Below are 19,296 nucleotides of genomic sequence, written 5' to 3'. Positions count from 1 at the left end.
AGTTGAGAGCCCGGATCGGGCGCGACGCCTCCTCGGGAAGGAAACGGGAATGACCATCGAGCTGCACACCTGGAACACGCCGAACGGCCGCAAGATCTCGGTCGCGCTGGAGGAGATGGGGCTGCCCTACAAGGTGATCCCGGTGAACATCACCAAGGGCGAGCAGATGGCGCCGGAGTTCCTCAAGCTGTCCCCGAACAACAAGATCCCCGCGATCGTCGACCCCGAAGGTCCGGACGGCAAGCCCATCAGCATCTTCGAATCCGGCGCGATCCTGCTCTATCTCGGTGAAAAGACCGGCAAATTCCTGCCGAAATCGCTTGGTCAGCGGATCCCCGTCTACGAATGGCTGATGTGGCAGATGGGCGGCTTCGGTCCGATGCCGGGCCAGGTGCACCATTTCATCGCGCTCGAGAACGAGCAGGATCGCGCCTACGGCCTGAAGCGCTACATGGCGGAGACGCGCCGGCTCTACGGTGTGCTCGACCGCCGCCTGGACGGACGCGACTTCGTCGCCGGCGAGCTCTCGATTGCCGATTTTGCCATCCTGGGCTGGGCCTGGCGCCATCCTCGCCACAAGGTTGATCTGGCCGACTTCCCCAACGTCAAGCGCTGGTACGAGGCCCTGATGGCCCGGCCCGGGGTGAAGCGGGGGATGGAGGCGAAGCTGGATTGAGCTGATGCTGTCGTCGCCTGGCTTGACCGGGCGACCCAGTATTCCAGAGACGGCGGTGATTGAGTCGAGAGTCCGCGGCGTACTGGATGCCCCGGTCAAGCCGGGGCATGACAGTTGTGCCGTCACACCTTCTTCGCCTCCACCGCCATCCGCACCGCGAGCCCGGCCAGCACGGTGCCCATCAGCCAGCGCTGCACCAGCATCCAGCTCGGCCGGTTCGCCAGGAACAGCGCGATCGAGCCGGCGGCCAGCGCGATCATCGCATTGACGCTGACGCTGATCGCGATCTGGATTGCGCCCAGCACGACCGACTGCGTCAGCACGCTGCCGGCGGCGGGATCGATGAATTGCGGCAGCAGCGCCAGATACAGCATCGCGATCTTCGGGTTGAGCAGGTTGGTGACGAAGCCCATCGCAAACAATTTGCGCGGGCTGTCGATCGCGAGCTTCCTGACCTGGAACGGCGATCGTCCGCCGGGCTTCACCGCCTGCCAGGCGAGCCAGAGCAGATAGCCTGCGCCGGCGAAGCGCAGCGCGTCATAGGCAAAGGGAATGGCGAGCAGCAGCGCCGTGATGCCGAACGCCGCGCACAGCATGTAGAACACGAAGCCGAGCGCGACGCCGCCGAGCGAGACGATGCCGGCCGCCGGTCCCTGCGTGATCGAGCGCGAGATCAGATAGATCATGTTCGGTCCCGGCGTAAGCACGAGACCGAGGCTGACGAGGGCGAAGCCGAGCAGGGCGGAGGTGTGGGGCATGGCTGAACCGGTGCGGGAGATGCACTGGTTCTAATATGCGAGGCCGTGCCGGGCCATCGCGCAATTGCTCGGAGGACAATTCGATGCCCGCATGTCATCCCAGCGTCGTCCCCGCGAACGCGGGGACCCATACCCCCAGGGAGAAGTTTGACGCAAGGTAGTCATGGGCAATCTTCGCCAAACCAGATTCCGTGGTTATGGGTCCCCGCGTTCGCGGGGACGACACCGAGTGTGTGGCGGCAGCCAGCGCATGTTATGAGGGTAAAGAGCAGCCTCAATGCGCCTCGTCCCAATTGTTCGCCGCGCGCGCGTCCACGTGCAGCGGCACCGACAGCAGCACCGCCGGGAACGGCGCGTCCTGCATCACGTGCTGCACGACGGGGAGCGTCGCCTCGACCTCGGCGTCGGGCACCTCGAAGATCAACTCGTCATGGACCTGCAGCAGCATCTGCGCCGACAGCTTCTTCGCGGCGAGCGCGTCCTCGACCCGCGTCATGGCGCGGCGGATGATGTCGGCGGCGGTGCCCTGGAGCCGCGCGTTGATCGCGGCGCGCTCGTTGAAGGCGCGCACCGAGGCGTTGGAGGCCTTGATGTCGGGGTAGTGGCACTTGCGGCCGAACAGCGTGGTGACGTAGCCGTGGCTGCGGCAGAAGTCCCGCGTCTCGTCCATGTAGGCGCGGATGCCGGGGAAGCGCTCGAAATACTTCTTGATGTAGGCGGAGGCTTCCTCGCGGGCGATGCCGAGCTGGTTGGCGAGGCCGAACGCCGAGATGCCGTAAATGATGCCGAAATTGATTGCCTTGGCGCGACGGCGGATCTCGCTCGGCATGCCCTTGATCGGCACGCCGAACATCTCCGACGCCGTCATGGCATGAATGTCGAGGCCGTCGCGGAACGCCTGCTTCAGCACGGGAATGTCGGCGATCTCGGCGAGCAGCCGCAGCTCGATCTGCGAATAATCCGCCGAAACCAGCTTGTGTCCTGATGTCGCGATAAAGGCGCGGCGGATCTTTCGGCCGTCCTCGGTGCGCACCGGGATGTTCTGCAAATTCGGCTCGTTCGAGGACAGCCGGCCCGTCGTGGTCGCGGCCAGCGCGTAGGTCGTGTGCACGCGATGCGTCTGCGGATTGACATAGGTCGGCAGCGCGTCGGTATAGGTCGATTTCAGTTTCGAGACCTGGCGCCACTCCAGGATCTTCTTCGGGAAGTCGTGGCCCTGCTCGGCGAGCTCGTCCAGCACCTGCGCGGTGGTCGACCACGCGCCGGTCTTGGTCTTGGTGCCGCCTGATAGTCCCATCTTGCCGAACAGGATATCGCCGATCTGCTTGGGGCTGCCGACATTGACCGGCTCGCCCGCAATCTCCTGGATCTCGGCCTCGACGCGCGCGGCGGTCTGGGCAAAGTCGCCGGACAACCGCGACAGCACCTGGCGGTCGATCGAGATGCCGCGCCGCTCCATGCGCGCGAGCACGGAGACCAGCGGCCGCTCCAGCGTCTCATAGACCGTGGTCATGTGCTCGGCGACGAGGCGCGGCTTCAGCACGCGCCAGAGCCGCAAGGCGACGTCGGCGCCTTCGGCCGACAGCGGGGCGGCCTTGTCGATCGGCACCTGGTCGAAGGTGATCTTGCCCTTGCCGCTGCCGAGCAGCTCGTTCTCCTTCATCATGGCATGACCGAACCAGCGCTCGGACAGCGATTCCAGCGCTTGGGAGCCGCGACCGGCATCGAGCACGTAGGAGATCAGGAGCGCATCGTCGATGTTGCGCAGGGTGATGCCGTGCTGCGCCAGCATCACGGCGCTGAATTTGACGTCGAAGCCGATCTTGAGGATGCCGGCCGATTCCAGCACCGGCCGCAGCGCTGCGATCGCATCCGCATGCTTGACCTGATCTGGCGCGAGGCCCGCGTCGAACAGGCCCGCCCCGCCGCCGGACTGCTTGTGCGCCAGCGGCACGTAGCAGGCATCGTTCGGCGCCAGCGCCAGCGCGATGCCGCAGAGATCGGCCTGCATCGGATCGATCGAGTTGGCCTTGATCTCGATCGCGACATGACCGGCATCGTGGACGCGCGCGATGAAGGCGTCGAGTTCCCCAAGCGTCTTGATCGCGTGATACTTGCTGCGATCGACCGGAAGCTTGCGCAGCGCCTCTTCACGCGCGGCGGCGAGCGAGATCGGCGCGCCCTTCGGGCTCGCAGCCTTGTCCTCCTTGCTTGCCGACTTGTTGGGGCGGCTAGGCGCGGCTTGCGCCGGTGTGCCGGTCCCCGGTGCGGGCACGACGTCCGAGGGCGGCAGCGGCGTGAACACACTGGCGCCGCGGGCATAGCCCGGGTCGGCATCGACATTGGTGGGATCGATCTGCGCATATTCGGCGACGCGCCGCGTCAGCGTGGTGAATTCCATCGCCTTGAGGAAGGCGATCAGCTTGCGCGCGTCCGGCTCGTGGACGGCGAGGTCGTCGAGCGGCACCTCGAGCTCGACCTTGTCGTCGAGCAGCACGAGTTGCCGCGAGATGCGGGCCTTCTCCGCATTCTCGAGCAGCGCCTCGCGCCGCTTCGGCTGCTTGATCTCGCCGGCGCGGAACAGCAATTGGTCGAGGTCGCCATATTCGGTGATCAGCTGCGCCGCGGTCTTGATGCCGATGCCGGGCACGCCGGGCACGTTGTCGGTGGAATCGCCGGCCAGCGCCTGCACCTCCACCACCTTGTTCGGGGGAACGCCGAATTTCTCGATCACCTCCGGGATGCCGATGCGGCGGTCCTTCATGGTGTCGTACATGGTGACGCAATCGGTCACGAGCTGCATCAGGTCCTTGTCGGAAGACACGATGGTCGCGCTGGCGCCGCGCTCGCAGGCCTGCCGCACATAGGTCGCGATCAGATCGTCGGCCTCGAACCCGGTCTGTTCCAGGCAGGGCAGGTCGAAGGCGCGCACCGCCTCGCGGATCAGCGCGAATTGCGGGATCAGATCCTCAGGCGCCGGCGGCCTATGCGCCTTGTATTCGGGATAGATCTTGTTGCGGAACGTGATCTCCGACTTGTCGAAGATGATCGCCAGATGCGTCGGCCGGTTGTCCTCGGGCATCTCGCGGAGCAGCTTCCACAGCATGTTGCAGAAGCCGAGCACGGCGTTGACCTGCAGCCCGTCGGACTTGCGGTTCAGCGGCGGCAGCGCGTGGTAGGCGCGGAAGATGTAGGAGGAACCGTCGACCAGGAACACGTGGTCGCCCTTGCCGGCGGACTTGGCTGCAACCGGCTTGGCAGCAGGTTTGGCAGCAGCGGGCTTGGTATCGGCGGCGGCTTTGGGCGCTGCCTTGGTGTCGGCTTTGGCGGTGGTCTTCGGGGAGGTTTTGGGCATGGCCGCAATGTATGAATTTTTGCGGGCTTTGACAGCCTCAGACAGCGAGTTTTTAAGGCGTTGGCGCAGCTATCCCCACTGTCATTTCCCACATCTCCACTGTCATTTCCCGCGAAAGCGGGGAATCCAGTACGCCGCGGCGCATCGGTCAATAATTGCTGTCTCTGGAATACTGGGTCGCCTGGTCGAGCCGGGCGACGACAGCGGGAATGCAGCTACTCCGCCGCCTGCAACATCGGCGCCACCTTCTTCGGCGCGATCCAGAACGCGTCGGGCCGCTCGAACAGGAAGCGCGCATTGAGCCGCAGCGCAGCCTGCCAGATCGCGAGCGCACCGATCACCCCGGCGACGGTGACGATCAGCGACACCATGCCGATGTCAGGGATGATCCCGCTGCGCAGCAGCAGCGTCCGGCTCGCCGCCATCGGCAGGAAGAAGGCGAGATAGATCACGATCGAATGTTCGCCGCAGAAGCGCAGGACGTTCATCCAATGGGCGCGTGCTAGCAGCGTGCCCATCGTGATGATCGCGCAGGCGCCGGCAAAGCCGAGCAGCAGCGAGACGAGCGTCCATTCGCTGGCCCCCGACACGACGAGGCCGGCATTGACCAGCGCCCAGGTCGCGAGCGCCGCGAGCGCGAGCGCCGGATGCTTGCGCGCGCGATCCGACAGCGCGAACACGTAAGGCGCGAACAGATAGCCCGAATAGAAATAGACGAAGCGCGCGCAGAACTCGTCGATGACGGTCCAGCCCGTGGTGATGCGGGCCGTCTCCAGCGCGGCGGCGACGAGCCAGATCGCGAGCGGCGGGAGCTTGCGTGTCAGTTTTGTGACGACGAAGAAGATCGGCAGCAGATAGATGAACCACAGCGTGCCGAACGGCTCGATGAAGGCTTCGAGATACAAGAGGCCAACGTGGTGCCAGCCCGCCTCGGCCACGAAAGCCGGCGCCTTGAAGCCGAACTGGATCGTCACCCAGACGACATAGAAATAGGCGAAATGCACCACCTTGCGGTCGAGATAGGTCCGCCAGTCCCGGTCGATCACAAGCGCCAGGAACAGGCCCGAGATCAGGAAGAAATCCGGCATCCGGAACGGCTTTGCGAAGGCCACGGCAACATGCATGAAACCGGTCTCGCCGGCGGCGAGCTCGACGCCCAGCACCGAATGCATCATCACGACCATGATGATGCAGATGCCTTTGGCATAGTCGACCCAGTCGACACGCGCGGCAGAAGGGGCCTTGATGCCTCCGCTCCCTGCGATTGCGCCTGATGGTGCCATGGTGTCCCTTTTCGAGGCGCCTTTTCGCCGTCCTGTCCGGGTGTGGGGCAGTGTGGGCCCCAGCGGTTTCGGACTTCTTTACCGGTTCAATTCCCATGCCGCTTTTTTGCATGCGGACTGTTCCTTCCCCGCCGGAAAATGCTAAACCGCCCGGCGCCGGGGTTTCGTTTTCATTAACCAAACTAGAACAGGGATTTTCATGCGTATCGCGATGATCGGCACGGGCTATGTGGGACTGGTGTCCGGAGCCTGCTTTGCTGATTTCGGTCACGACGTCACCTGCGTCGACAAGGACGAGAAGAAGATCGCGGCGCTCCACCGCGGCGAGATCCCGATCTACGAGCCCGGCCTCGACGAGCTGGTCGCGACCAACGTCAAGGCCAAGCGGCTCGACTTCACCACCGACCTGAAGAAGCCGGTCGCGGAGGCCGATGCGGTGTTCATCGCGGTCGGCACGCCCTCGCGCCGCGGCGACGGCCATGCCGATCTGTCCTACGTCTACGCGGCCGCGAAAGAGATCGCGCAGTCGCTTTCCGGCTTCACCGTCGTGGTGACGAAGTCGACCGTGCCGGTGGGCACCGGTGACGAGGTCGAGCGCATCATCCGCGAGGCCAACCCCAACGCCGACGTCGTGGTCGCCTCGAACCCCGAGTTCCTGCGCGAGGGCGCGGCGATCCGTGACTTCAAGTTTCCCGATCGCGTCGTCGTCGGCACCTCCGACGAGCGCGGCCGCAAGGTAATGGGCGACATTTATCGGCCGCTGTCGCTGAACCAGGCGCCGCTGATGTTCACCGCGCGCCGCACCGCCGAGATGATCAAATACGCCGCCAACGCGTTCCTGGCGACCAAGATCACCTTCATCAACGAGATCGCCGATCTCTCCGAAAAGGCCGGCGCCAACGTGCAGGAGGTCGCGCGCGGCATCGGCCTCGACAACCGCATCGGCACCAAGTTCCTGCATGCCGGTCCCGGCTTCGGCGGTTCCTGCTTCCCGAAGGACACCAAGGCGCTGATCAAGATCGCGCAGGACTACGACGTGTCCTTGCGCATCGTCGAATCCGTGCTCGCCGTGAACGAAAACCGCAAGCGCGCGATGGCGCGCAAGGTGAGTCAGGCGCTCGGCGGCAATTTGCGCGGCAAGACCGTCGCCGTGCTCGGCCTCACCTTCAAGCCAGATACCGACGACATGCGCGATGCACCGTCGATCCCGCTGGTCACAGGCCTGATCGACATGGGCGCGAAGGTCAAGGCGTTCGATCCCGTCGGCATGGAGCAGGCCAAGGGTGAGCTGCCTGACATCACCTATTGCGAGGACGCCTATTCCTGCGCGCAAGGCGCCGATGCGCTCGTCATCGTCACCGAATGGGTCCAGTTCCGCGCGCTGGATCTCGACCGGCTGAAGAGCGTCATGGCGCAGCCTGTCGTCGTTGACCTGCGCAACATCTACCGCCCCGAGGACATGGAAGCGGCCGGCTTCGTCTATGAGAGCGTCGGCCGCCCGCCGGTGCAGGGCTGATTGCTGCACATTCTCTTTGAACGAAACCGTCATGGCCGGGCTTGTCCCGGCCATCCACGTCTTGTTCACTGCCAGATGAAAGAACGTGGATGCCCGGCACGAGGCCGGGCATGACGGGTTGATAGATCTTGCCCCGCAGTTTCGACACGCCCCTCCCGATCGATGCCGTGCTCGACGAGCTCTCGCGCACGCTGGAGGCGCACAACGCCGCCGTGCTGGTGGCGCCGCCCGGGGCCGGCAAGACCACGCGCGTGCCGCTGGCCCTGCTCGATGCGCCCTGGGCCAGGGGCAAGAAGATCATCGTGCTGGAGCCGCGCCGTATCGCGGCGCGCGCCAGCGCCGACCGCATGGCCAAGTCGCTCGGCGAACGCACTGGCGAGACCGTCGGCTACCGCGTCCGCTTCGGCTCGAAGATCTCGCGCACGACGCGCATCGAGGTGGTGACCGAGGGCATCTTCACCCGCCAGATCCTCGACGATCCCGAACTGTCAGGTGTTGCCGCCATCCTGTTCGATGAATTCCACGAGCGCTCGCTCGATGCCGACATGGGCCTCGCGCTGGCCCGCGACGCGCAAACCGGCCTGCGCGAGGATCTGCGCATCCTCGTGATGTCGGCAACGCTCGACGGTGCGCGCGTGGCAAAGCTTCTGGGCGATGCGCCCGTCGTCGAAAGCGAGGGCCGCGCCTTCCCCGTCGAGACGCGCTATCTCGGCCGCAAGGCGGATGCGCCGATCGAGCGGCAGATGGCGGATGCGATCGCATCCGCGCTTCGCGCCGACAGCGGCTCGGTGCTGGCCTTCCTGCCGGGCGCCGCCGAAATCCGCCGCACCCAGAATTTCCTTTCCGAGCGCGTGCAGGACGCTTCGATCGAGATCGTGCCGCTGTTCGGCGCGCTCGACGCCGCCGTGCAGGACCGTGCCATCGCGCCGGCACCCAAGGGCACGCGCAAGGTGGTGCTCGCGACCTCGATCGCGGAGACCTCGCTGACGATCGAGGGCGTGCGCATCGTGGTCGATTCCGGGCTCGCCCGCGTGCCGCGCTACGAGCCCGACATCGGCCTGACGCGGCTCGAGACCGTGCGCGCCTCGCGCGCTGCGGTGGACCAGCGCCGCGGTCGCGCCGGCCGCACCGAGCCTGGCGTCTGCTACCGGCTCTGGGACGAGCCGCAGACGGCTTCGCTTGCGCCCTACACCCAGCCGGAAATCCTCAGCGCGGATCTATCTTCGCTGGTGCTCGATCTCGCGCAATGGGGCGTTAGCGATCCAGCCACGCTGTCGTTCCTCGATCCGCCGCCCGGGCCGGCCTGGAAGGAAGCGAAGAGCCTGCTGACCGAGCTCAACGCGCTCGATGGCGACGGCCGCATCACCGCGGAAGGCAAGAGCCTGCGCGCGCTGGCGCTGCCGCCGCGGCTGGCGCGCATGATCGTGGATTCGCATCGTGCGGGCGAAGGCGAGGCCGCCGCCGAGATCGCCGCCATCATCACCGAGCGCGGGCTTGGCGGCGACAGCGTCGATCTCGAGCACCGGCGCGATCAGTTTCGCCGCGATCGCTCGCCGCGCGCCTCAAGCGCGCGCGACCTCGCGCGGCGCTGGGCCTCGCAGGTGGCGGCTTCCGAGCAGGCCGGGCCGCAGGAGGATCTCTCGACCGGCCTGATGCTCGCTTATGCGTTCCCGGACCGCGTCGCGCGCAATCGCGGCAACGGCAGCTTCGTGCTTGCCAATGGCCGCGGCGCCGCCGTCGAGCAGACCTCCTCGCTCGCCCGCGCGCCCTATATCGCAATCGGCGAGATGACGGGCACGGCGGCGAGCGGACGGATCCTGCTCGCCGCGCAGATCACCGAGGACGAGATCGAGCGGCATTTTGCCGAGCACATCGAGACCGCCGACGAGATTTCGTTCGACCGCGGCGCGATGGCGTTGCGGGCTCGGCGCAAGCGCGTGCTGCATGCGATCACGCTGTCCGAAGCCACCCTCGCATTGTCGCCATCCGAGACCACCGCGCGCATTCTCGCCGATGGATTGATCGCCGCCGGTCTCGACCGGCTGCCGTGGTCGAAGGCCGCTAAGCAATGGCGCGACCGCGTGATGTTCTTGCGCAAGGCCGAGGGCGACAGCTGGCCAGATCTGTCCGATGACGGATTGATCGCGCGGTGCGACGACTGGCTGGTGCCGGCGCTCTACGACAAGATCGCGCTCAAGGACATTTCCCCCGGCGATCTCTCCGACGCGCTGATGGCGCTGCTGCCCTGGGAGATGCGCGCGCGGCTCGACCGCGAGGCGCCGACGCATTTCGAGGCGCCCACAGGGAGCGTGCTCGCGATCGACTACGAGGCCGAGCAGGGGCCGACCATCGCGGTGCGGCTGCAGGAATTGTTCGGCCTCAACACCCATCCCTCGATCGCGGCCGGCAAGGTGCCGCTGGTGCTGGAGCTGCTGTCGCCGGCACAGCGCCCGGTGCAGGTGACGCGTGATCTCCCAGGCTTCTGGCGCGGCAGCTACAGCGCGGTGCGCTCCGACCTGCGCGGCCGCTACCCGCGCCACCCCTGGCCCGACGATCCGGCCAATGCGCCGCCGACCCGGCGGGCGAAGCCGCGCGGGACGTGAGATTCCCCCGCCCGCATTAACCGTCCGCTCATCCTTTTCGCCAAAATGACAGCGCTCCGGCCGCAGCGTCGCTCGCGGTCGGGCGTGCCGCGTGGTGAAATCGGGCTTTCGGCTCGGAAGTGGTGTAATGCGTAACATTATGATCTTCGCGGCCGTCATGATCGGCCTCGGCACCTTCATGGCGCAGATGGCGGACAAGATGAGCTCGGCTTCCGCCACGTCGGCGCCGCGCACGACGGTCGCGGTTGCGTCAAGCGCGCCGACCGGCGGCCGCAGCCTCGCCATTTCCCGCGACGGCCGCGGTCATTTCCAGACGGAGGGCCGGATCGACGGCCAGCGCATCGGCTTCATGGTCGATACCGGGGCCTCCGTGGTCGCGCTCAATGAGACCTCGGCGGCTCGCTTTGGCCTGCGTCCCTCGCGCGGCGAGTACAACGCCACCGTCTCCACCGCCAACGGCACCATCAAGGCCGCGCGCGCCCGCATCGCCATGCTCGATGTCGGCGGCCTCATTGTGCGCGACGTCGACGCCATGGTGCTGCCCGACGCGGCGCTGTCGGAGAACCTGCTCGGCCTCTCCTTCCTGTCCCGCCTGAAGCGGTTCGAGTATTCCAACGGCCAGATGGTGCTGGAGCAATAGGCAGAGCCGGTTGCGATCAGCCGCAGTTCATTTCAAAAGAGATTTCTTGCCTCGGCCGCCCCGGCGGTAACGTTTCTTCGTTACCAAACTGCCGCAATTATCCGCCATAAGCCTGTATTCCCGCCTTCCGCCGCGGCCTGGCATTCGCTAAGGCTGCCTCATTTCCTGCCCTTTCGCGAGACCGTCTCAATGTTCCCGAAGCCGAAATCCGTATTGTTGCCCAACACCTACGCCTTCGAATCCGAGCCGATGGTGAAGCCGACGGGGTTTCGCGAATACGACGCGCGCTGGTTGTTCCAGAAGGAAATCAACCTGATGGGTGTGCAGGCGCTCGGCATGGGGCTGGGCGCGCTGATCGCCGAGCTCGGTGTCAAACAGGAGATCGTGACCGGCCACGATTTCCGTGGCTATTCGGCCTCGATCAAATACGCGCTGATCTCCGGCCTGATGGCGGCGGGCTGCAAGGTTCACGACATTGGCCTGGCGGTGACGCCGATGGCCTATTTCGCGCAGTTCGATCTCGACGTGCCCGCTGTTGCCATGGTCACGGCCTCGCACAACGACAACGGCTGGACCGGCGTGAAGATGGGCGCCAACCGTCCGCTCACTTTCGGTCCCGACGAGATGACGCGGCTGAAGGAGATCGTGCTCAATGCCGAATTCAAGAACAAGGCGGGCGGCTCCTACCAATTCCACGAGAACTACCCGGCGCGCTATATCGCCGATCTCACCTCTCGTCCGAAGCTGACGCGCAAGCTGAAGGTGGTCGCGGCCTGCGGCAACGGCACCGCCGGCGCCTTCGCGCCGCAGGTGCTGGAGGCGATCGGCTGCGAGGTGATCCCGCTCGACACCGAGCTCGACCACACCTTCCCGAAATACAATCCGAATCCGGAAGACATGGAGATGCTGCACGCGATCCGCGATGCGGTGCTGCACCACAAGGCCGATGTCGGCCTCGGCTTCGACGGCGACGGCGACCGCTGCGGCGTCGTCGACAACACCGGCGAGGAGATCTTCGCCGACAAGGTCGGCGTGATGCTGGCGCGCGACATGTCGGCGATCCACAAGGACGCGCAATTCGTCGTCGACGTGAAATCGACCGGCCTGTTCGTCACCGATCCGGTGCTGCAGAAGCAGGGCGCGAAGGTCGCCTATTGGAAGACCGGCCATTCCTACATGAAGCGCCGCACCAACGAGATGGGCGCGCTCGCGGGCTTCGAGAAGTCAGGCCACTTCTTCTTCAACAAGCCGTTCGGCCGCGGCTACGACGACGGCCTGGTCTCGGCGATCGCGATCTGCGACATGCTCGACCGCGCGCCCGGCAAGTCGATGGCGGATCTGAAGGAAGCGCTGCCAAAGACCTGGTCGTCGCCGACCATGTCGCCGCATTGCGCCGACGAGACCAAATACGGCGTCATCGACAAGGTGGTGAAGCACTTCGAAGGTCTGCAGGCCAAGGGCGCCAAGATCGGCGGCCAGTCGATCCGCGATCTCGTCACGGTCAACGGTGTCCGCGTCACGGTCGAGGACGGCAGCTGGGGCCTGGTGCGCGCCTCTTCCAACAAGCCCGAGCTCGTCGTGGTGGTGGAGAGTCCGGTCTCCGAACAGCGCATGCACGACATGTTCGAGATGGTGAACAGCGTGCTGCGCACGCATCCTGAGGTCGGCGAGTACAATCAGACGATTTGAGGTGGGTTGAGGGAGTCGTGATTCATGCCTCTCTCTCCGCCGTCATGCCCCGGCTTGACCGGGGCATCCAGTACGCCGCGGCTTCTCGGCTCGATCACTGACGTCTCTGGAATACTGGATCGCCCGGTCAAGGCCGGGCGATGACAGATTTCGCGTGGTGAGCCTACGCCGCCACCACCGCCGGGATCGGCAGCGCCGTCACGGACTTGATCTTCTCCATCGCAAAGCGCGAGGTGACGTTCTTCAGCGGCACGGCGCTGATCAGCTTCTTGTAGAACACGTCATAGGCCTGCATGTCCGCGACCACGACGCGCAGCATGTAATCGACGTCGCCGGCCATGCGGTAGAACTCCATCACCTCGGGCATGGCGCTGACGGCTTCGGCGAATTTCTTCAGCCAGGCGTCGGAATGGTCGGAGCTCTCGACCGACACGAACACGGAGATGCCGAGCCCGATCTTGTTCTGGTCGACGAGGGCGACGCGCTTGATGATGACCCCGTCGGCCTCCAGCCGCTGGATACGCTTCCAGCAGGGGGTCGAGGACAGGCCGACGCGGTCGCCGATCTCGGCGACGGATAGCGAGGCATCCTCCTGGAGTACCATCAGGATCTTGCGGTCGATGGCATCGAGGCGGCGGCTGGTCTCGGGGATCTGGACGGCGACATCAGTCATTTGAAGAACTTTGTTCCATTTCATGGGCCGATTTTCCTGATATAGAGAAAATCCTTCCACGGCAAGCCTATAATCTCGGCCCATCCCTGGAATTGCTCCAGGGCTAGCTGCGCAAAAGTTGTTCAACTTCAATGCGTTGTGGGGCGGCTTGGCCGCCGCCATGGCGGATGCATTTCAGCGCTGCGGCGACCGCGGCGAATCGCAGCGCCTCCCGTACCTCCGCGCCCTCGGCCAAGCGAAGCGTGAAAGCGCCATGGAAGACGTCGCCGGCGCCAAGCGTATCGACCGCCTCGACCGGGAAGGCCGGCGTCTCCTCGAGCGCGCCCGTCTCGTTCAGCCAGATCGTGCCATTCGGACCGCGGGTGGCGGCGAGGAAGGCGGGCGTCAACCCGGCCAGGCGCCTCAAGGCCGCGCCGTCGTCGGCGATGCCGGCGGTCTCCTGCACCTGCTCGCTGGCGAACAACAGATGCGAGGCGGCCGTGAGCAGGCCGTCCTGCAATGACATCGCGCGGTCGACGCCGACGATGGCGGGAATGCCGCGCCGCCGTGCCTCGGTGCAGAGGGAGATCGCGAACGCGGCGCAGCGGCTTTCGACCAGCAGTGCCCGGCAATCGGCGAGCAATTTGTCGGCGTCGGGCAGCTCCGCGGTCCACAGACGGGGATCGCGATAGATCGTGAGCGTCCGCTCGCCCGAGGGTTCGATCATGATCGCGGAAACCGGCGTGGTTACATCGGGCATGCGCACGATGTGCGTGGTGTCGATGCACTCCTGCGCCATCTGCGCGAGAATGAAGCCGCTCGAGGTCTCGCGATCGTCACCCATCGGTCCCGCGAACGCGACGCGGCCGCCAAGTCGCGCAACGGCGATGGCGGCATTGAGCGCATTGCCGCCGCAGATCTCGGCGAGATGCGTGGCGTTGGCCTTGCTGCCGCGCGCAGGCACGGCCGCAACCCGAAAGGTGAGGTCGCGCACGGGAATGCCGATGCAGAGGATGCGCGGCGCGGCGTCGGATTGCGCCATCGGCGGTCAGCTCTTGTCGTGGACCCAGCGGCCGAGCAGATGGTGGGCAATGGCGAAGGGATGCGGGCCGGCGAGCCCATCCGGATGCGTCCGCGTCAGCATCAGGGCGGCCTCCTCGCGCGTGAACCAGCGCGCGTCCTCCAGCTCCATGCGATCGACGACGATGTCCTCGCTCACGGCCCGCGCGCTGCAGCCGATCATCAGCGACGACGGATAGGGCCAGGGCTGGGTCATGTAATATTGCACGTCGGTGCAGCGAATGCCGGATTCTTCCAGGATCTCGCGGCGCACCGCGTCCTCGATGGTCTCGGCGGCCTCGACGAAGCCGGCGAGGCACGAATACATGCCGGGCGGAAACTGCTTCTGGCGGCCGAGCAGGCACTTGTCGCCGGCCGCCACCAGCATGATCACGACCGGGTCGGTGCGCGGAAAGTGCTCGGCCTTGCAAGCCGGACAGTCGCGCTTCCAGCCGCCTTCCTTCATCGCGCTGCGCGTGCCGCAACTGGCGCAATAGCCGTGGCGCTGGTGCCAGCTCACCATCGACTTCGCCATCGCGATCGCCGAGAGCTCGTCGGGGGGGATCGCGCCTTGCATCGCCATGCCGCGCAGCTCGGTCAACGTGTAGTCCTCGCGTCCCACCAGCTTCTCGGCGGCGGCCTGCGACAGGCCCATGCCGAACATCGCGGCGCCGTCGCGAAGCCCAAGGAAGACCGTGCCGGGATTGGCGCCGCACTTCAGCGCCTCGTCGATCGTGAGCAGCGCGCGGATCTTGTCGCCCTCGCGCCTCACCAGCAGCGAGTCGCGGTGGACGACATAGGCGCGCGAGGTCGGCTTCTGCTCCAGCGCGAACAGCTTCTCCTCGTCGCGGCGCAGATGCGCGGCGCGGTCGAGGATGTTGGTGACGAAGGCCGGCTGCCCCAGCGGAAACGCGTCGAATGCTGACATTATCGTTCAACCCAACCAGATCTTGCGGCGAAGCGCGCTGATGAAATTCTGAACCTCTGCGGCGTCGTGCGCCAATGGCGGCATCACGCCCCAGACCGGCCGCGGCCAGGCGGCGTCACTGGTGCGGCGCGCGATGATGTGGACGTGAAGCTGCGGCACGAGGTTGCCGAGCGCGGCGATATTGAGCTTGTCGCATTTGGTGATCTCCTTCAGCGCGCGCGAGACGCGGGAGATCTCCGTCATCAGCTGCGCCTGCTGCACCTCGTCGAGATCGATGATCTCGACCGCATCGGGGCGCCGCGGCACCAGCAGCAGCCAGGGATAATGCGCGTCCTTGATGACCAGCACCTTGGACAGCGGCAGATCGCCGATGTCGATGGTGTCATCTTTCAGGCGGGAGTGCAGCGACCAGGCGGGTTCGGGCATATGCGTTTCCGGATTGCCCGGCGGGGAACGGGCTTGTTGGTCGCCAGCATACGATAGGGAGTTAGCAAGGGGAAGGTTAGGGCTCCGCTGCTTATGCATACTCGATCGTCGTCCTGGACAAGCGCGCCCACGGCGCGCGCCGATCCGGGACCCATAACCACAGGGTGTAGTTGTTGCGCGAGCCGGCAACTCCGAGTCTTCGCCAAACTCGATCCTGTGGTTATGGGTCCCGGGTCTGCGCTGACGCTTGCCCGGGACGACGACCGTGGTGGCGCTGACGGCTGACTTACGCCTCCGCCAGCACCTTTGCATTGCCGCGGACCGAGGCTTCACTGACGCGAATGCCGAGGCCCGGTCCATCCGGCACCACGACATGGCCGTTGCGATTCGCAACTCGCTCTTCCAGCACGTCCTCGGTCAGCACGTGATGCGGCATGTAGAACTCGCAGCCGAGCGAGATGCCGGGTGTGGCCGCGATCAGCTGCGTGCCGGCGGCAAGGCCAATGCCGCCTTCCCACAGCGTGCCGCCATAGCCGGGCAGGCCGGCGATGTCGGCAATCGCCATGATCGCCTGCGCCTCGAACAGGCCGCCGGCCTTCATCAGCTTGATCGAGACCGCGTCCGCCGCCTCGCGCCGCACCACCTCCATCATGTCGCGGCGGTCGAAGCAGCTTTCGTCGGCGAGCACGGGCGTTTCCAGCGCCGCGGTGAGCTGCGCCATCACGTCCAGATACTTGCGCGGCACCGGCTGCTCGATGAAGGTCGGCGCAAATTCCTCGACATCGCGCAGGATCTTGATCGCACCGAACGGCGCCAGCGCCTGGTTGTAGTCGACGCGCAGGTCGACCTTGTCGCCGAACTCCTTGCGGATCGCATCGAGATGATCGAGGTCTTCACGATGCGGCTTCACGCCGGTCTTGACCTTGTAGATGACATTGCCGTCCGGAACCATTTTCCGCATGCGGTCGAGATCGGCGGCGAAATCCGGATCGGCGATCGAGAAGGAGAGCGGGATCGTATCGCGCACCCGGCCGCCGAGCAGGTCGGCGACCGACAGCCCCGACGACTTGCCGACGATGTCGAGCAGCGCCATCTCGATTCCGACCTTGGCCTCGGCATGCCCCACGAGCGCGCGGTCGAGTTCGGCCATCAGCGCGCGGATGCGGCGGACCGGCTTGCCGAGCACGACCGGGCGCAGATAGATATCAAGCGCCGAGAAGGCCGCTTCCGGCGTTCCCGTAAAGACCTCCCACGGCGCGGCCTCGCCCCAGCCGACCACGCCGTCGCTGGACGTCAGCTCGATCAGCACGCGCTTCACGGTGCCCTTGACGTTGCCGACGCCCTGCAGGCGCGCCATCTTGATCGGGCTTTCGATCAGGAACAGCCTGAGGCGTTCGATGGTCGCTTCGGTCATGTCAGGCCTCCATTGACGTGCCAGACCTGGCCGGTGACGTAGGACGCCTGCGGTGACGCCAGGAAGGCGATGATTTCGGCGACTTCCTTCGGCCGCCCGCGGCGGCGCATCGGAATCAACGCCTCGGTCGCGGCGATCTGCTCGGGCGAGAGCCGGCTCTCGCTGGGCTTGTCCTTGACGATCAGGCCCGGCGCGACCGCGTTGACGGTGATGCCGTCGCTCGCGAGCTCGATCGCGGTCAGCCGTACCAGCGCTTCCAGCGCGGCTCGGCTCGCGGCGGTCGCGGCGAACGGCGCGAATTCGGGCCGGATCGCATGCGCCACGAAGGAGGAGACCGCGACGATGCGCGCATCCTGTCCGGCACGCAGCAGCGGCAGGGCGGCCTCGACCATTCGGGTGAACGCCAGCGCAGATTCGTCCATCGCCTGCCGGAACTGATCCGCCGACGTACCGATCGCACTGCCGCGGCGAGCATGGCCGCCGACGAGAACCAACCCATCGAGCCGGCCGAAGGCTGTTTGCGCGGCGGCGATGGCGTCGGTGACGGCCGCTTCCTCGGCGAGATCGCCGAGACATTTGGCGATCACAGCGCCGTTCGCTCCGGCTTCCGCCGCGGTGGCGTCCAGGCCTTCTGCGTTGGAGCGCGTGTGCAGCACAAGCCCGGTGCCGGGCGCGGCGAGAAGTTTTGCGGTGGCACGGCCGATGCCGCTGGCGGCACCGGTGACGAGATAGACGCGGTTGATATCAGGCATCACGATGTCGCGTTGGCCGGCGGCAGCGCGCCGGTGCGGTGGAAATGGCTGAGGAAGGCGCGTGTGGCGGCTTCCCTTGGATTGTCGATCACCTGCCGCGCCGGGCCCTCTTCGACCACGACACCGTCGCGCATGAAGATCAGGCGATCGGCGACCTCGCGGGCAAAGGCGATCTCGTGGGTCACGATCACCATGGTCATGCCTTCGGACGCCAGTTGCTGGATCACGTTCAGCACCTCGCCGACCAATTCGGGGTCGAGCGCCGAGGTTGCCTCGTCGAACAGCATGACGTCAGGCTCCATGGCGAGCGCCCGCGCGATGGCGACGCGCTGCTTCTGTCCGCCGGACAGCGTCGCCGGATATTGGTCCGCCTTCTCGGCGAGACCGACCTTGGCGAGCTGCGCGCGCGCAAGCTTTTCGGCATCGGCCCTGGCCATGCGCCGCACCGTGAGCGGCCCCTCCATGACGTTCTGCAGCGTCGTCATGTGCGGGAACAGGTTGAAATGCTGGAACACCATGCCGGTGGTGGCGCGGAATCTTGCCAGCGTCTTCACGTCGGGCAAATTCGAACCGTCACCGAACGCGAAGCGGGTGTCGGCGACGCGGACGCTGCCTCCGTCCGGCACCACCAGCAGATTGATGCAGCGGAGCAGGGTCGATTTGCCCGACCCCGACGGTCCGATCAGCGCCACGACACCGCCCTTGGCGACGTCGAGATTGATGTTCTTGAGGACCTCGTTGCTGCCAAAGCTCTTGCGCAGGGCCCGGATCTCGATTTTCGAAGTGCTATGAGATGGCTCGCTCATTCGCTCACCGCCAGTCGCTTCTCGCCGCGGCGGACGATGATGGTGAGCGGGATCAGGATCGCGGCATAGGCGACCGCGACCGCGGTGTAGGTCTCCAGCGGCCGGTAGCTGTCATGCGCCGCGACCTGGCTCTGGTAGACGAGGTCGGGCACCGCCAGCACCGAGACCAGCGAGGTGTTCTTGAACTGGATGATGGACTGGTTCATCAGCGCCGGGATCATGCGCTTGATCGCCTGCGGCAGCACGATGCGTCGCATGCTCTGTCCCGGCGTCATGCCGAGGGCGGCGCCGGCCTCCGACTGGCCCTTGTCGATCGAGATGATGCCGCCGCGGATGATCTCCGAATAGAACGAGCCGCCATAGAGCGAGAGCGCCAGCGCCGAGGCCGTGATCGGCGTCATCTCGACACCGGCGAGGATCGGCAGCGCGTAATAGAACCAGATCAGCTGCACCAGGATCGGCGTGCAGCGGAACGCCTCGATGAAGGTGAGGGCGAGAAGGCGCAACGCCTTGAAGCGCGACAGGCTGCCGAACGCCCCCAACAGGCCGAACAGCAACCCGCATACGACGATGACGATGGTGAAGCCGACGGTGACGCCGAGCCCGTTGAGAAAGAGCCAGCGATAGCTCCAGAGGATGCCGAAGTCCCACTGATACATGCGTGCCTGCTTGCTTTACCTCTCCCGCCTTTGCGGGAGAGGTCGTGTCGCATCGCAGATGCGACGCGGGTGAGGGCTCT

General features: G+C 65.9%; 16 protein-coding genes. 5 read left to right on the top strand and 11 right to left on the bottom strand.

Annotated elements, in window-relative coordinates:
- Positions 1-49: 49 nt before the first annotated feature.
- Positions 50-676, top strand: a complete 627-nt coding sequence (locus E4K64_RS18060; protein WP_135164714.1) for a glutathione S-transferase family protein — start codon at positions 50-52, stop codon at positions 674-676.
- 122 nt (positions 677-798) lie between these two features.
- Here the strand turns inward: E4K64_RS18060 and E4K64_RS18055 are convergent, their stop codons facing one another.
- The 3 genes from E4K64_RS18055 to E4K64_RS18040 form a co-directional block, all read right to left on the bottom strand.
- Positions 799-1,434, bottom strand: a complete 636-nt coding sequence (locus tag E4K64_RS18055) for a LysE family translocator (RefSeq protein WP_135164713.1) — start codon at positions 1,432-1,434, stop codon at positions 799-801.
- 274 nt (positions 1,435-1,708) lie between these two features.
- Positions 1,709-4,789: a DNA polymerase I gene (gene polA, locus E4K64_RS18050; RefSeq protein ID WP_135164712.1), complete on the bottom strand. Its 3,081-nt coding sequence runs from the start codon at positions 4,787-4,789 to the stop codon at positions 1,709-1,711.
- 215 nt (positions 4,790-5,004) lie between these two features.
- Positions 5,005-6,072, bottom strand: a complete 1,068-nt coding sequence (locus E4K64_RS18040) for an acyltransferase family protein (RefSeq protein WP_135164710.1) — start codon at positions 6,070-6,072, stop codon at positions 5,005-5,007.
- A gap of 199 nt (positions 6,073-6,271) precedes the next feature.
- On the opposite strand from E4K64_RS18040, the gene E4K64_RS18035 reads away from it, so the two are divergent.
- From E4K64_RS18035 to E4K64_RS18015, 4 genes are all read left to right on the top strand, one after another.
- Positions 6,272-7,588, top strand: coding sequence for a UDP-glucose dehydrogenase family protein (locus tag E4K64_RS18035; RefSeq protein WP_135164709.1), 1,317 nt, complete (start codon positions 6,272-6,274; stop codon positions 7,586-7,588).
- A 128-nt stretch (positions 7,589-7,716) separates the two neighbouring features.
- A complete protein-coding gene (hrpB, locus tag E4K64_RS18025) occupies positions 7,717-10,191 on the top strand; it encodes an ATP-dependent helicase HrpB (RefSeq protein ID WP_167772087.1) in 2,475 nt (824 codons plus the stop codon).
- Positions 10,192-10,318: 127 nt separating this feature from the next.
- The gene (locus E4K64_RS18020; protein WP_135164707.1) at positions 10,319-10,831 is read left to right on the top strand and encodes a TIGR02281 family clan AA aspartic protease; all 513 of its coding nucleotides are present in this window, start codon (positions 10,319-10,321) and stop codon (positions 10,829-10,831) included.
- Between the two features lie 189 nt (positions 10,832-11,020).
- Positions 11,021-12,520 carry a phosphomannomutase/phosphoglucomutase gene (locus tag E4K64_RS18015; protein ID WP_135164706.1) on the top strand — a complete coding sequence of 500 codons (1,500 nt, stop codon included), beginning with the start codon at positions 11,021-11,023 and terminating at the stop codon, positions 12,518-12,520.
- 163 nt (positions 12,521-12,683) lie between these two features.
- Here the strand turns inward: E4K64_RS18015 and E4K64_RS18010 are convergent, their stop codons facing one another.
- The 8 genes from E4K64_RS18010 to E4K64_RS17975 all read right to left on the bottom strand — a co-directional run bounded on the left by E4K64_RS18010 (position 12,684) and on the right by E4K64_RS17975 (position 19,216).
- Complete coding sequence (locus E4K64_RS18010; protein ID WP_126260215.1) at positions 12,684-13,193, bottom strand: Lrp/AsnC family transcriptional regulator; 510 nt, start codon at positions 13,191-13,193, stop codon at positions 12,684-12,686.
- 103 nt (positions 13,194-13,296) lie between these two features.
- On the bottom strand, positions 13,297-14,214 hold the full coding sequence (locus tag E4K64_RS18005; protein ID WP_135164705.1) for a sugar kinase: 918 nt from the start codon (positions 14,212-14,214) through the stop codon (positions 13,297-13,299).
- Between the two features lie 6 nt (positions 14,215-14,220).
- Positions 14,221-15,159 carry an NAD(+) diphosphatase gene (gene nudC / locus E4K64_RS18000; RefSeq protein WP_135164704.1) on the bottom strand — a complete coding sequence of 313 codons (939 nt, stop codon included), beginning with the start codon at positions 15,157-15,159 and terminating at the stop codon, positions 14,221-14,223.
- A gap of 6 nt (positions 15,160-15,165) precedes the next feature.
- Positions 15,166-15,585, bottom strand: coding sequence for an HIT domain-containing protein (locus tag E4K64_RS17995; protein WP_126260218.1), 420 nt, complete (start codon positions 15,583-15,585; stop codon positions 15,166-15,168).
- 286 nt (positions 15,586-15,871) lie between these two features.
- Positions 15,872-16,999: a muconate cycloisomerase family protein gene (locus E4K64_RS17990; protein WP_135164703.1), complete on the bottom strand. Its 1,128-nt coding sequence runs from the start codon at positions 16,997-16,999 to the stop codon at positions 15,872-15,874.
- Complete coding sequence (locus tag E4K64_RS17985; RefSeq protein WP_135164702.1) at positions 16,996-17,751, bottom strand: SDR family NAD(P)-dependent oxidoreductase; 756 nt, start codon at positions 17,749-17,751, stop codon at positions 16,996-16,998. Before E4K64_RS17985 ends, E4K64_RS17990 begins: the two co-directional genes overlap by 4 nt.
- A complete protein-coding gene (locus tag E4K64_RS17980; protein ID WP_135164701.1) occupies positions 17,751-18,557 on the bottom strand; it encodes an amino acid ABC transporter ATP-binding protein in 807 nt (268 codons plus the stop codon). The genes E4K64_RS17985 and E4K64_RS17980 overlap by 1 nt, the downstream gene beginning before the upstream one ends.
- Positions 18,554-19,216, bottom strand: a complete 663-nt coding sequence (locus E4K64_RS17975; RefSeq protein ID WP_135164700.1) for an amino acid ABC transporter permease — start codon at positions 19,214-19,216, stop codon at positions 18,554-18,556. Before E4K64_RS17975 ends, E4K64_RS17980 begins: the two co-directional genes overlap by 4 nt.
- Between the last annotated feature and the right edge of the window lie 80 nt (positions 19,217-19,296).

It is taken from the genome of Bradyrhizobium frederickii (assembly GCF_004570865.1).
GTDB lineage: Bacteria > Pseudomonadota > Alphaproteobacteria > Rhizobiales > Xanthobacteraceae > Bradyrhizobium > Bradyrhizobium frederickii.
The sequence above is the reverse complement of the archived record's forward strand: the minus strand, read 5'-3'. Positions and strand labels throughout refer to the sequence as shown.